8 protein-coding genes are annotated in these 13,600 nt (G+C 59.8%); 3 read left to right on the forward strand and 5 right to left on the reverse strand.

The window, feature by feature from the left end; translation table 11 throughout:
- Positions 1-163: 163 nt before the first annotated feature.
- Entirely contained in the window at positions 164-3,595 is a 3,432-nt protein-coding gene (locus tag HHL09_RS08270) for a beta strand repeat-containing protein (RefSeq protein ID WP_169454093.1), read from the forward strand.
- Positions 3,596-3,714: 119 nt separating this feature from the next.
- The gene (locus HHL09_RS08275; RefSeq protein ID WP_169454094.1) at positions 3,715-5,280 is read left to right on the forward strand and encodes a tetratricopeptide repeat-containing sulfotransferase family protein; all 1,566 of its coding nucleotides are present in this window, start codon (positions 3,715-3,717) and stop codon (positions 5,278-5,280) included.
- A gap of 19 nt (positions 5,281-5,299) precedes the next feature.
- On the opposite strand, the gene HHL09_RS08280 is transcribed toward HHL09_RS08275, so the two are convergent.
- Positions 5,300-6,547, reverse strand: a complete 1,248-nt coding sequence (locus HHL09_RS08280) for a hypothetical protein (protein ID WP_169454095.1) — start codon at positions 6,545-6,547, stop codon at positions 5,300-5,302.
- A gap of 58 nt (positions 6,548-6,605) precedes the next feature.
- Positions 6,606-8,984, reverse strand: a complete 2,379-nt coding sequence (locus HHL09_RS08285; RefSeq protein ID WP_169454096.1) for a PQQ-dependent sugar dehydrogenase — start codon at positions 8,982-8,984, stop codon at positions 6,606-6,608.
- A gap of 263 nt (positions 8,985-9,247) precedes the next feature.
- On the opposite strand from HHL09_RS08285, the gene HHL09_RS08290 reads away from it, so the two are divergent.
- The gene (locus HHL09_RS08290; RefSeq protein WP_169454097.1) at positions 9,248-9,898 is read left to right on the forward strand and encodes a hypothetical protein; all 651 of its coding nucleotides are present in this window, start codon (positions 9,248-9,250) and stop codon (positions 9,896-9,898) included.
- A 57-nt stretch (positions 9,899-9,955) separates the two neighbouring features.
- On the opposite strand, the gene HHL09_RS08295 is transcribed toward HHL09_RS08290, so the two are convergent.
- From HHL09_RS08295 to HHL09_RS08305, 3 genes are all read right to left on the reverse strand, one after another.
- On the reverse strand, positions 9,956-11,293 hold the full coding sequence (locus HHL09_RS08295; RefSeq protein ID WP_169454098.1) for a cytochrome P450: 1,338 nt from the start codon (positions 11,291-11,293) through the stop codon (positions 9,956-9,958).
- Positions 11,290-12,411 (reverse strand): sulfotransferase family protein, encoded by a 1,122-nt coding sequence (locus HHL09_RS08300; RefSeq protein ID WP_169454099.1) that lies wholly within the window; start codon positions 12,409-12,411, stop codon positions 11,290-11,292. The genes HHL09_RS08295 and HHL09_RS08300 overlap by 4 nt, the downstream gene beginning before the upstream one ends.
- A 73-nt stretch (positions 12,412-12,484) precedes the next feature.
- Positions 12,485-13,537 carry an N-acetylmuramoyl-L-alanine amidase family protein gene (locus HHL09_RS08305; RefSeq protein ID WP_169454100.1) on the reverse strand — a complete coding sequence of 351 codons (1,053 nt, stop codon included), beginning with the start codon at positions 13,535-13,537 and terminating at the stop codon, positions 12,485-12,487.
- Positions 13,538-13,600 lie beyond the last annotated feature (63 nt).

Here is a 13,600-nt window from a genome sequence, read left to right on the forward strand (position 1 = left end):
ACGAAACTTAGAGTGACATTTAGGGACGACATGCGCCTCAGAATCAGAAAAAAGAGAACTTTTCTTCATTTTTTCAGATTTAAAGCAACTTTTGGCACGTAGCGCTCTTCAAGTTCTCTGGACCTCGTTTCCCAGAAGAATCCCCAAGATCGCCAAAATCCCTATGAAAGCATCCCGTCGGAATCCCTTTCTCCTATCTCTCCGCAGCGCCCGCACCGTCTCCATCACAGCGCTCCATTGCATCGCCTTGCATCAGGCGTCAGGTGCCTCGATCTACTGGGACCTGAACGGTGCCACGGCAGGAACCGGAAGCGCCACTCCGAACGGAACTTGGGAAAACGCCACATGGTCGACCGGCCCGGAGGGCGATGCCGAAACCGGCGTCTGGGTGGAAGGCACCGATGTCGCGGTGTTCTCTGCAGGAAACGATGCCACGGGCACCTTCACCGTCACCCTTGGAACGGAACAACTCGTCGGCGGCATCACGGTGGAAGAGGGCACTCCGACCATCTCGGGAGCCGGTTCGCTGCTTCTGACGGTTGACTCGGCACCTTTCGACATCGAGGGCACTGCCACGATTTCCGCTGCGATCAACGGTGACAACGCCGGAATCGAAAAGACCGGTGCAGGCGAGTTGATCCTCAACGGGACGAGCAATCTCGACAACGACCTCATCTTGCTCGGAGGCACGCTCACGCTGGGGGGCACACTCACGACCCCGAAGCTCTCGATGCAATCGGATGAGTCCGCGACTTCGCAAAACCTGAACATCGTGGACGGTGCCAACATCACCACCGGCCAATTGGTGCTCGCCGATCTCTATTATGCCGAGAGCACCGTCAGCCATACCGGCGGAACGCTCAATATCGTCGGCACCAATGACAGCAACACGACTTCCGCGTCCTTCCTCATGGGCCACTGGGGCTACGGCACCACCAGTGTCTACGGTCTCTCCGGCGGAACGCTGAATTCCTTGGGAGCACGTCTCAGCCTCGGCTGGGACCGCCAGAATGTGCAGTTCAACCAAAGCGGCGGCACTGCAAACCTGCTCGGCATCAACCTGAATAACAGCCGCTCCAATCCCGCCGCCTACAACCTGACCGGCGGTCGCTTGAATCTCGGTAGCGGTGGCATCAACAATCAGGCGAACAAATCGATCAATCTCGGAACCGCCACCTTGGGCGCCTTCGCGAACTGGAACTCCAGCAAGCCGCTGACACTGACCGGTGGCACCCTGACGATCGATAGCCTGGATTCCGCTGACGGAGTGACGGAACGCGTGATCTCGCTGGAAGCTGGCATCACCGAAACCGCTCCGAGCGGCATCGTGAAAACGGGAGCAGGCACGCTCTCGCTTGCAGGCACGCTCGCCTATACAGGGACGACCGTGATCAATGGGGGGACCCTGCTTCCGGGCCCCAATCTCACCAACTCCGTGGTGCAGGTGAATCCGGGCGGCTCCCTGGGCGGCGGCACCTCGGGCACACCAGGTGCCAGCCAGGTGGGAGATGTGACGCTCGCCGGAGGACGCCTGGCCTTCCGCGTCGGAACCTACTTCGACGAGTTGACTGCCGCCACCGTGAACGTGCAGAGCGCCTCCACCGTCGCCGTGCTTCCCACCCAGGCGCTCAACATCAATGACGAGTTCACGGTGCTCAAATACACCTCGCTCACCGGACTCGGCTTCGCCGGCCTCAGCGCCGTGCTGCCGAATCCTCACTACGCGGCAACGCTGGTGAACGATGCCGCGAACAGCCAAATCAAGCTGCAGGTCACCGGAGCGGATTCCTTGATCTGGACCGGCACGGGCGGCTCGACATGGAATGTCAACTCGACCTCGAACTGGAAGCTCGCCAGTGGGCTGCCCGGAACGGTGGCATCGAAGTTCTATGATTTCGATGTGGTCGCCTTCGATGACTCCTCATCGGCGGGGAATGTCACCATCGCCGGTACTATCAAGCCCGCAGAGGTCACCGTGTCCGCGGAGAACACGAACTACACTTTCAGCGGCGGCACCATCGCGGGAGATGCAGCCATCTTCAAATCCGGTGCGGCCACGCTCAGCCTCCCGGGTCCACATTCCTTCACGGGATTGGTGGATATCTCCGGCGGCCGGGTGATCATCGGCACTCCCACCAGCCTCGGCACGGGAACCACTTCGGTCACGGTCGGCTTCGGAGCCACGCTGGAAACCACCACAAGCATCACTACATCCCGCGGCTATCAGGTGACCGGGGGGAGCGCCACTTTCGACGTGGCGGCGGACACCACCTTCTCGCACTCCAAGGCGATCACCGGTGGCGGCACGCTCACCAAGGATGGTGGCGGCACCCTGCGCTTCACCAGCTACACCGGCGGTGCCTTCGGCAACACTTCGATCGCGGTCAACGAAGGCACCTTGGAAATGGCGGGGGCCTCCTTCAATTCGAACATCGGGCTCGCTGCCATCACGGTGGAAGAGGGTGCCCGCTTGGTCATCCCACCCGGCTCCGCCCACGCGCTCGGCGGCGCTTACACGACTTCGCCCACCGTGACGCTGAATGGAGGAAGCTTCCTCATCGGCCAGGAGCAGTACCTCGATAACATCAACATGACCGGCGGCACCATCACCGCCAACGGCGGCAACCCCCAGCTCCGCGCCGACAATGCCTTCAACTTGCACACCTTCCCGTCCGAGGATTCTTCCATCCTCTCCGGGCTCTCCATGCAGCGGGTGAATTCGAACTTCTCCTTCAACGTGGAGGACGGTCCCGCCGCACGTGACCTCGTGCTGGAAAACCTGACCTTCGAAACCGCGGCCAATCCGATCACAAAGAGCGGCGATGGCGTGATGGCCCTGGTCGGCACCTACACCTACGGGAGTGACACGATTGTCAGCGCCGGCACCCTGCTTCTGCCGAGCGGCTCCTCGATGAGCTTCACCATCGGGGCGAATGGAACCAACAACAAGATCACCGGCGCCGGTAATGCCAGGATCGAGGGCAGCTTCCAATTCGACCTGACCGGTGCGGCCGCGGTATCCGGGAACTCCTGGACGATCGTGGATACTACCGGGAAGTCTTTCGAAAACAGCTTCACCATCACCGGCTTCACGGAAAGCTCCGGTATCCACACCTACACCAATGGTGGGACGACCTGGACCTTCAGCGAGGCGACAGGCATCTTGAGCGTCTCCGGAGGAGCCGGCGGTTATTCCGCCTACGAGGCCAGCAACAACATCACCGGTGCAGGTGCCAACGCCGATTCCGATGGCGATGGTCTCGCCAATGGTCTGGAATTCGTGCTCGGCGGAATTTCCGATCCGGCGCTCGCGAGCCACTCCAGCAATCTCCTCCCGGTCATCACCGATCAAGGAACCAGCATCCGCCTTCGCTTCCATCTGAGCGATGCTGCCGCCGCTGTCTCCCCGGCAATCTGGTCGGTGGAGTTTAGCGACACGCTTGGAGATCCTTGGACGACCGTAGTGGATCCGGTTCATGCGACCATCAGCATCACTGCGGATGGCAGCGGTCCCTCGGGGCCTTGGAGCCTGGTCGATGTCACCATTCCCAAATCCGTGGCGAAGCGCTTCGTCCGCCTGAAGGCAAATCCCTAACGACGAAGTCCGCAACCGCGGACCGAAGTCCCTCACTGGCCACCGGATGCTCATCCGGGTGGCCCTTTTCTTCAGGGGAAGTTGACCCTTGGCCCCCTGCCTCGCAGAATCCTCTCACCATGAATTCTCCGTCTTCGCTTCCGGATTTCTCCCGGCTGAGCGATCGCGACCTTGAACGCGAATCGGCTGAATTTCAGGTGCAAGGCGATCACGAGGCGGCGAGAGCCATTCTCGATGAAGCATCGAGGCGGCATCCCGCACATCCCGGGATCTTGCTGGCCCTGTTGAAGAGCCTTCTGAAATTGCGAAAGGCTCGCGAAGCAACGGAACTCACACTCCGGATCCAGAAGCTTGCCGCGTCCCACCCCGTGCTTCTTGACCAACTCGGCGAGGAGCTACAGACACTCTACGAATTTGATCTCGCGCTGGAGACCTTCGCGCTCCTCCAGAACTTCCCGCATCCGCAAGTCCGTGCCGTGGGAAAGGCCCGCGAAACCGCTCTCCACCTGCGAGCCGGCGATCCCGACAAAGCGCGCCAGGCACTTGAGCAAGCTCTTCAACTCGCCCCGGATATCCCGGAGGTCCTTTCTTCCACCGCGCTGTGGTGCAGGAAGGAAAATCCCGAACGGGCGAAAGCCATCCTCGAGAAACTATCCGCTCCCGCTGCCGGCATCCCCCCTTCCTTCACGATCGGCAGCGCGCATCTGCTTGCCGGGGTGTGCGATGATCTGGGGCTCACGGACGAGGCCATGATTGCTCTTCACCGGGGCAAGGCCTTGGAAGAGCGGGATCCTCTGGTCCAGCGCTTCCGCACCCAACGCGACGCCTGGCGCCAATGGCATGGCGGAGCCTTCGACTTCACCGCGGAACAAGCGGCAGCTTGGACGGAGGGTGCCGGAAAAGATCGGCGACATGCACTCCTGCTCGGTCACCCTCGCAGCGGCACCACCTTGCTGGAGCAGATGTTGGATGCGCATTCCGGAATCCGCAGCGTGGAAGAGAGCGATCTCTACGCCACGACAGTCGAAGCCACACTGATCCGGAGCCATGCACTCGAAGCCGGCGAACGATCTTTCGGAGACTGGCTGCATGCCCTTGACCCGTGCACGCTCCGATCACTCAGACAGTCCTACTTCTCCCGTCTATGGAATGAGGCAGGTGATCCGTCAGAAGAGAACACCGTGATCGACAAGAATCCCGCCCTCACCATCTGCCTCAGCCGCCTGCCTCTAACCCTACCCCACACGCGGATCATCGTCGTGCTGCGCGATCCGCGCGACGTCTGCTTGAGCGCTTATTTCCAAGCGACCCGCCGCACCCCATGGAGCGTGAACTGGCTATCCCTGGGTGAAACGGTCGACCAGTACGTTTTCACCATGAATCTCTGGCTGGGGGTCCGCGAAAAACTCGCACAGCCTTGGGTCGAAACACGCTACGAAGACATCGTCGAAGACCCGGCCCGCGAAGGCTCACGCATCACCCGTTTCCTCGGCTTGGAGTGGGAGCCCACCCAAGAGGACCCCGCCGACCATGCCCGCGGGAAACTGGTGCGTTCCCCCACCCACGCCGATGTCATCCAGCCCCTCCACTCCCGGGCGGTTGGTCGATGGCATCGCTACGAGAAGCACCTCGCTCCCTATCAAGAGAAGCTGGCACCTCTCATAGCGGCATTCGGCTACTCCTAGCGGCCTCAGGGCCTCGACATCAGCCCTTGTCCGTCTTCTTCAGGAGCCCCTCAATGATATCCTTCACACGCGGCGTATTCCCGAATGTTTCCTGAAGCGCCTTCGCCTCACGCTGGATTTCCTCGCTGGTGTGCTCGAAGCAATCCGGAGCCGACTGAGGCCCCGTGGAGAGGGTCATCGCTGCAAATTCCTCCAGCTTCGAGAGTCCGTCCGCATAGGCGGCATTCGCAGGCTCGGCGGTGAGGTCTGCATAGGCACCCAGCGCAGACTCATTGGCCGCCATCACACCCGACTCGCGCAGGAAACCGGCCCACCACGCGGCGCGATAATCCTCGGTGGTCTTCAGCTTCGCGATCCAGTCAAGCACCGCAGCTTCATAGTCCGCACGGGCCGGAGTTTCTTCCTTCGCCTTGCGCTGATACTGGCCTTCCAGCCAGACGAGACCTTCGGTCACCAGCCAATCGGGACCGTTGTCGTGCCCACCCGGGTGAAAACGCAGCGCCGCCGAGCGGGCGACTTCACTGTAGGACGCGGAAGTACCGTAGCGGTTGTAATCATAGGCCCCGCTGATGAAGAAGTAATGGTTCCCCTTCTTCAGCTCATCCGGCTTCGCTCCGGCAATCTGCGCCAGCACGCCGGCACCATCGAGCTTGGAGGCATTCGTAAAGGCCATGCGCGCGCCACCGGAGTTCCCGCCGAAGTAGATGCGCTTCTCATCCAGCGGCAGCGTCTTCTTCAGGTGCTCCACGCACTTCTTCGCATGCTCGTGGTTCTTTTCGGGATCGGTTTCATTCTTGGATTCCACCGAGCAGGCTACGACCCAGCCGCAGATTTCCGCGCCTTCGGTCAACGCATTCAGGGTGTCCTTACTACCACCACCCGAGGCAGTGTAGAAGAGCAGGGGATACTTCCGGCCGCCCTTCAGGGACTTGGGAAGATAAACGAAATACTTCGATCCCCCTGCGTCGATCGGCCCGCTCGTCTCTCCCTGCGGATGCCCCAGATCCGGTGCGGCATTCCCTGTGGCGTCCACTTTGAAATGCTCCTCCAGCGCCTTCCGATCCGCATCCGCCAGCTTGTCCAGCGGAACCTTGAGAGTCTTCCCGTCCTTGCGTTCGAAGCTCACCTCACCGTTCTCCACCGTCACGGCTTTGGCTTCCAGCGTGGTTCCCGCCTTCGATTTCCAAGGCTTTAGCTCGGTAGGGGCAGCCTGAAGAACAAATGAAAACAACAGGTAAAAGAGCGCGAGATATATGGGCTTTCTCATGGGCTTCAGCCCATGAATAAAGCGTGACTTTCAGCAGCGACAAGCCCCTTTCGAAAACTCACTTGGGCACCACCGCGATCCGCAGGAAAACCTCGGCGCTTCCGCCTATCGGACAACTCGCCGTCAATATTCCGGAGGAGACGGAAGTCGTCACGCCCACAGTGCCCCAAGAAGCGAGATCCGTGCTGCGTTCCACCGTGTAGTTCAGGGAACTCCTCGGCACCGGAAAGGTCAGCGTCGCACTGTTTCCATTCTTCAAAAGCTTCGGGAGGCTGCTGGAAGAATCCGCTTCCGGATCAAAATCGAAGGCATATTCCAACAAGTTCACCAGACCGTCTTGATCCGGATCGGCCATGTCTCCAGAGATCAGGAGATCCGCCTCTTCGTCCGCATCGAAGTAAGCACTCAGCCAGGAAGAAGGAATCGCGCGCAAGACGAGTTCCGCCGCTTCCGAGATCGAGGAAATTCCCGCACAAGTCGCCACACAGCGGAATTGCTCGCCGGTGTTCTCATACTTCGGCTTGGTGAGCGTGAGCGTCGGGGTCGAGGCGCCTGAGAAGACCGGACCATTGCTGACATTGATCCAAACCCCGGCATCCATATCGAGCCGCTGCCATTGGAAAGTCGGCGGTGTCTCGCCTGTCGCGACCACGGTGAAGCTCGCATTGGATCCCAAGTCCACCACCCGGTCATCCGGCTGATCCGTAAATTCCGGCGCCCCCGCACCGGTGAGAAGCCGGATCATTCCATCGCTCTTGCTGACGACATACAGCTCACCATTCCCATCCACGGCCAGACGAATGTCTGCACGACCTCCGGACACGGGAGCCATGCCAGGAAGATCGGGATCCTGGCCATCGCGATGATCGTAGCCTGCCTCGACGATTTCGAAGAAGCGACTGTAAGTCTTCACGCCCGTATCCGGACTATCATTTGGGGGATTCCATTTGAAAGTAACCGGATCCGTGGCCGCCGTGGTACTGGCGACACCATCGTCCGCTGCCGTCATCGCGCTCCAATCCGAGCAGTAGATCCTCCCGGTGGTGATGTCTCCAAAGACGAACTTTCCCACCAGCGCCGGAATCGTGCTACCCCGGTAGATGAAGCCATTGGCAATCGCATCCCCATACAAAGCCGTGTGCGGATAGGCGATGACCGGATACTCCGGCACAAACTCACCGGGCGCATTCTGAAGATTGCTGAGCCGGATCGGCAGGGTATCCGGCGAAGGCGGCGCGGCATTGACCGGACTACCGGAGGAGATCGTCAGCTTCTGCGGCCCCTCACGATCACTATAGCCATAGTTTTTCCCGCGCTTGATGATGTTCACCTCCTCCCAGGCATTCAGCCCGATCTCCGTCACTAGCAGGACCGGCTCCCCCACGCCATCCGGCAACCACCAGACGAAGCGATGCGGATTCCGATGACCCAGCGTCCAGATCTCCTTCCGCGCCCCGGGATAGGTTCCGGCATTCACGAAAGGATTGTCGTTCGGAATGCGGTAGCGGCCATTCGCGGACAAGGTGCTGTCACCCGCATGCAATGAAAGATCCGGAATGATGCGCAGGATCTTCCCCACCATGGTATCCAGCCGCTGGGGATTCATTTTTGTCGCATTCGTCTCCCCCGATCCGCCGTCCCCACTGGCAAGATATATCACCCCCCACTCCGGATCGCCCGGCTTCGCGAGCGGATTGAAGGTAAGGTCTCCAAGCGGATGGATATGGCTGTTGTAGACGATCCTGAGTAGCTCGCGAGCCGTGCCTTCGAAGGTGAAGTTCGCGGGATTCGTATCGGTCCACTCGATCAATACCGCCTGCCGTGTCGGATTCGTACCGGGCACTGTGATGCGATTCGTCGGCGTGTACCCGGTAGCATCGAAGCCCGGGAACTTCGTGGTCACCGGAAGCCGACCCGCACTGCCATCCGCGCTGTTGATCTCAACATGGACAGTATAGAACTTCCCGTTGCTCGCATAGCCCGGATCAAACTCGAAGGTTACCAAGCCATTCGCATATCCCTGCCGTTTCGTGAAAAGCGGGAAGAGACCATCAGGTGCCTCCGCGGTGGTTGACGTCCCATCGCTATCGGGTACCCATGTTTGGTCGCGCTCATCGATCGATCCTGAGATGCCGTTGAAGTCGAGATAGGAGCTCCGGGTCTTTGCCTGATTCAGAAGCTGTTCGCTGCGACTCTCGTAGGAACCCGCCGGGTCAAAGATGTGGAGGTTTCCATTCAAATCACAGACCCACATCCGCCCACTGCCGCCCGGTTCGGACTTCAGGAAATTCACCCGCGACATGTAAGCCGGACTTCCCGAGATGGTGGCGATGTTCCCGGACAGCGGCATTTCCGCCCAATCCGTGACGCGTAGCTCCACTGCTGCCTCCGCGGCCCCGGCGATGAAAACCAAGAACCAGGGACGCAGGGATCGCATGATCAGCCGGAGACGCGCGGGAGGGACGCGGCAAGGACCTGCCAAGGGAGCAGAAAACATGGCGGGGGACGAACCCTGACACTAACCTGTTCCCTCCTCGATTCAAGCCACTGATCATCAATGAACATCTAAGATCACCGAAACACTCCCGGATAAACCCTTGAATGGCCTCGGATCTTCTTCCATCTCTTTACAGCTTGGATTCCAACCTTTCTTCTCAGCCACCACCTGACGCCGCTGCCCCCGCTGCTGGTCCGGCCGCCATGCGTTCGCGCAAAAAGATGAAGGCGATTCTCTGGCTTGGCGGGATGTCGATCTTCTTTGTCTGCGCGTTACCCCTCTACACCAGCATTTCGAAACAGAGGACCGCCGCGGTAAGGACTTGGGCTCTCGGCAATGTGAGACAGATGGGCATTTCTCTCTTCGAGTTCGATGCTCGGTACGGGCGCTTTCCGGATGCGACGACGGCCGCGAAAGTCAAAGCCGATACCGGAACTGCCCTCACCTTGGGAGGGGCGACTTCAAACGAAGTATTCCGTCAACTGATCGCCTACGGCTTGAAAAGCGAAAAGCCCTTCTACGCGGAGATTGCTGGATCCAAGAAACCGGATGATCGCTATCACGATGATGCCCATGCTTTGGTTCCTGGTGAGGTAGGTTTCGCCTACATTGCCGGCCTCGATTCATCCGCAGATCCCGGAACTCCTATCATCGTCTCCCCCTTGATTCCCGGCACCACGCTTTTCGATCCCAAGCCCTTTGGAGGAAGGGCCGTTATCCTGCGTTTGGACAATTCCGCAGCGCCGCTTCCCATCGATCCCGCCGGGCGAGTTCTACTCGGCGGCAAGGACATCTTCGATCCAAGCCAACCCTTCTGGAAGGGCAAGACTCCGGACATCAAGTGGCAGGAGTGAGGAAAGGATTCGATCCATTCATTAAGCCTTGTTCGCGTGAAGGCGGCTAGCAGCTTTCTACTCCATACGCTCCCGCAGCATCACCTTGAAGCCATCCTTCAAGCGCAACGTGATCGCCGGCTCCGCCTCGCCGCTTTGACCCGGCATCGCTTCCAACTCGAAACTCCGTAGGATCATCGGCAGAATCACGCGGGCCTCTGCCAAGGCGAACTCGCTGCCGATGCAAAAGCGTGGGCCCGCACCAAAGGGATAGTAAGCCTCGTGATCCCGCTTTTCGAAACGCTCCGGCAAGAACTCCTCCGGCTTCTCCCAAAACGCCGGATGACGATGCAAGGTGTAGGGACTGATGATCACCCCCGACCCCTTCGGGATGTGAAAGCCTGCGATCTCATCATCGGCAATCGCATGACGCTCCATCGCCCAGATCGGCGGGTAAAGGCGGCAGCTCTCTTCGAAAACATGAAGGGCATGGGAAAGCTTCGGCAGATCTTCCATGGTCGGCATTGCATTGCCGCAAGCCCCTTGGAATTCCTCGCGGATCGCCTTCTGCCATCCCGCATGCCGCTCAAGCAGATACAAGGCCCAGCCCAGCCCGTTCGCGGTCGTCTCATGGCCCGCCAACAAGAAAGTGATCGCTTCATTCCGGATCGCATCATCGCCCAAGGCAACACCGCTTTCCGCATCCCGGCTTTCCATCAGCATGGTGAGCAAGGTGGGACGCTCAGGTGGATGCGCACGATGCCGGCTTATCAGATCCGCGATGATCTCATCCACGTCCGCAAGAGCTTTTCGGAAGCGCAGGTTTCCCGGCGTGGGCCACGACGAAGGAGCATTCAGGATGCTACGCCAGCGGTGGTAGGTATGCAGCACCATCACATGCATGGCTTCCTCCACCGCGTTGCTCTCCTTCTGCAGATCCGCACCGAAGAGGCAACGTCCCACGATACGAAAGGTGAGCTTCATCATCTCCGAGGCGATATCCACCGGTTCACCCGCCCGGGCTTTCACCCTCCAGGCATCCAGCATCAGCTGCGTACACTCCGCGATGGAATCGATGAACCCCGCGATCGCTGCGCGATGGAACATCGGCTGGATGGTGCGGCGGCGCTGCTTCCATACCTCACCGTTCGCCGTCAGCAGGCTCTCTCCACAGATCAAGGACAGGCAGTCCGAGCTGCGCGAAGCCTTGTCGTAGTTCTTCCGGTTCCGGATCATCACGTGCGATACGAGATCCGGATGATTCACCAGATGCATCACCAGCGGCCCGACGCGGAAGCGCACGACGTCACCGTGCTCCCGCGTCGCATCCACCAGCAGACCCAGCACGTCATTCCGCAAGCGGTCGAGGTGACCGGTGAAGAAGGACCCCGGGGGACTGGGAGCAAGCCGCTTCATTCCACGCGATAGCCCATCGGTTCATAGAACTCCCGCCACTCTTCGCGGATGCGCTCCTTGCTCGCATCATCCAGCGGCGGAAAGCGGTTCTTCTCGTAATCCTTCAAGGTGTCCGCGTAGGCTTTGATCTTCGGCAATGCCTGATCCGCGCCACCAATCGAAAGCGCTTCATAGATGCCGCACACGGTACGCATCGGGTCGCATTCCAGATCTGCGAAGCTCACCTCGTGGAAGTTCTCACGCGGAATCAGGCCGCGATCCGCATGGAAGGCCGTGAAGAGATCCCGGTAACGCTGGAAAATCTCGTCATCCACCCTGCTGCGATCCGGCACCTGCAGGTAGGTATGCCACATCGCGGTATCGTAGTAGTGACGAAAGGAAACCAACACCTCCTCCGGGCGGCGATGAATGTGCACAAACTTCGCATCCGGAAACATCTCCAGCAGCAACCTCACGCGCGCGGTGTGCGGCGGTGATTTTAGCAACAAGGCCCGACCATACTTGAAAGTCAGCTTTTTCAGGAACCAAAGGAACCCGCGCTTCCACGCCTCGATCTCGGCACGCGGGACATCCTTGAAGCTCAGATAGCGGCCATAGTGATCCTCCCTTCGGGGAAACGACACGCCCAAATAGCTGGAAAGCAGACTCACCAGCAGCGGCGCGAATTCATCTTCCTGCGGTGACTCAAAGCTCAGCGCCATGTTATCCATCGGCCGCTTCTTCGGAATCATCCAGGCAAAGCGCCGGGTGTTCGCCTCCTCCGTAGTCAGGAAGGTATGCGGATTCACCACCTGATAGGTGTTCGCATAGGCGAAGTTCACGTCATCCTGCGCCAGAAGATTGTGCAGATGCGTGGTGCCGCTGCGCCAGTGCCCCAGCACGAAGAGCGGGGGCTTGGTGATCTGCGTGGCCTCGATCTCCGGACCGTAGGCCGTTTCCTCATTCCAGCGGTGCCACGAATTGACCACGCTCAGCAGGCTGATCACCGCGGCCCGATGCCAGTAGACGGGATCCACCCCGAAATCGTTCTGATCAAGAAGCCGCCACCAGTCCCCCGCCGTGATTCCAGCGAGGTAATTGTGGGAGACGCTCCAGCGATGCTTGAGTGCGGGTTCCACGGACGTCCCGACAGCGTGGGGAGACAGGCAGGCAAGTCAATCCCGGGTGATCCTCCACTTGGCGATCGGGAGCCTACTTCTTGGTCGCAGCACGATACCTGACTACAGCCTCGGAAAGGCCGCGGACGATCGCGCTCCGGTAGGCTCCCGTCTCGATGAGGCGGCTATCATAGGCATCTGCCATCGATCCGCATTCCACGAAAACGGCGGGCGAATCGAGTTGCTTCAGCAAGGGAAGCCGGGACCGGACGATGCCAAGATCCTCGATGTTCCCTCCCAATCGGCGCACTACGCTTGAGTGAATGGACGTGGCCAGGGCGATACTTAGGTTCTCGTGGGCATTTCCTGAAACGGCGGTGTCGTCCGACTCTGTCAGGGGCGCCTCAATGCCGGGCACACCGACCGGAGCTATGACCCGGGTGCGAATGCCTCGCTGATTTTCATCTGCGCTGAAGCCCACCGAGATCACGATACAATCCTCACCAAACTTCCTGACCCGATCGACCCGCTCGGCGGTGTCGGGATTCTCGCCTTCGGCTCTGGTGAGTTCGACTTTGAACCCCTTGCCTTCCAACTCCGTCTTGAGTTCATCGGCGATCTCGAAGGCAAATCCTGCCTCGGTGCCTTTGCCATTCCGTTGTCCGAAACTGTCCCCTCCCAAGACCGGATCAATGACCACCGTGCGGATTTCCCGCTTCGGCGTCTCGATGGAGCCCGGACGGAGGACAGGATCGAACACCTTCGCCAAATCCATGCGCGAAACCATCACCTTTCCTTCGTGGCGGAGCACCTTCGTCGTGCACTTGAACTTCACACCGTTGATCAAGATCTCGTCCGAACCCACGGTGAGCTTCACTACGACCTTGTCGTTCTCCAATCTCCCCTCGTCCTCCACGATGACGGGCGGCCTGAGCTGGTAAAACCGCGCGATCGAGGCTGCGGAAACATACTCGCCTCCATTGATCGCCACGGGTTGCCAGTTCGGATTCGTCTCTGGCGCAGGCTTCGCATCTTCATCCTTCGCCGCCTCCGGCACGGACGATATGGGCGGCGCGCCGTCCAATGCGAAACCGGTTCTGGCAAGGGGCAAAGAAACGAAGGCAATGAGAACGGCGACGGCTTTCATGGCATGACTTGGTTTGGTCCGGATACGAGGGAAAGGATCGGAGAAATAACATCCCCGGGACGG

It is taken from the genome of Luteolibacter luteus, assembly GCF_012913485.1.
Classification (GTDB): domain Bacteria; phylum Verrucomicrobiota; class Verrucomicrobiia; order Verrucomicrobiales; family Akkermansiaceae; genus Haloferula; species Haloferula lutea.

Bases quoted from the DNA above. Each gene is read 5' to 3' on its own strand.
- HHL09_RS08270 (WP_169454093.1), top strand. From the start codon at position 164: ATGAAAGCATCCCGTCGGAATCCCTTTCTCCTATCTCTCCGCAGCGCC.
- HHL09_RS08290 (WP_169454097.1), top strand. From the start codon at position 9,248: ATGCGTTCGCGCAAAAAGATGAAGGCGATTCTCTGGCTTGGCGGGATG.
- HHL09_RS08285 (WP_169454096.1), bottom strand. From the start codon at position 8,984: ATGCGATCCCTGCGTCCCTGGTTCTTGGTTTTCATCGCCGGGGCCGCG.
- HHL09_RS08295 (WP_169454098.1), bottom strand. From the start codon at position 11,293: ATGAAGCGGCTTGCTCCCAGTCCCCCGGGGTCCTTCTTCACCGGTCAC.
- HHL09_RS08305 (WP_169454100.1), bottom strand. From the start codon at position 13,537: ATGAAAGCCGTCGCCGTTCTCATTGCCTTCGTTTCTTTGCCCCTTGCC.
- HHL09_RS08275 (WP_169454094.1), top strand. From the start codon at position 3,715: ATGAATTCTCCGTCTTCGCTTCCGGATTTCTCCCGGCTGAGCGATCGC.
- HHL09_RS08280 (WP_169454095.1), bottom strand. From the start codon at position 6,547: ATGAGAAAGCCCATATATCTCGCGCTCTTTTACCTGTTGTTTTCATTT.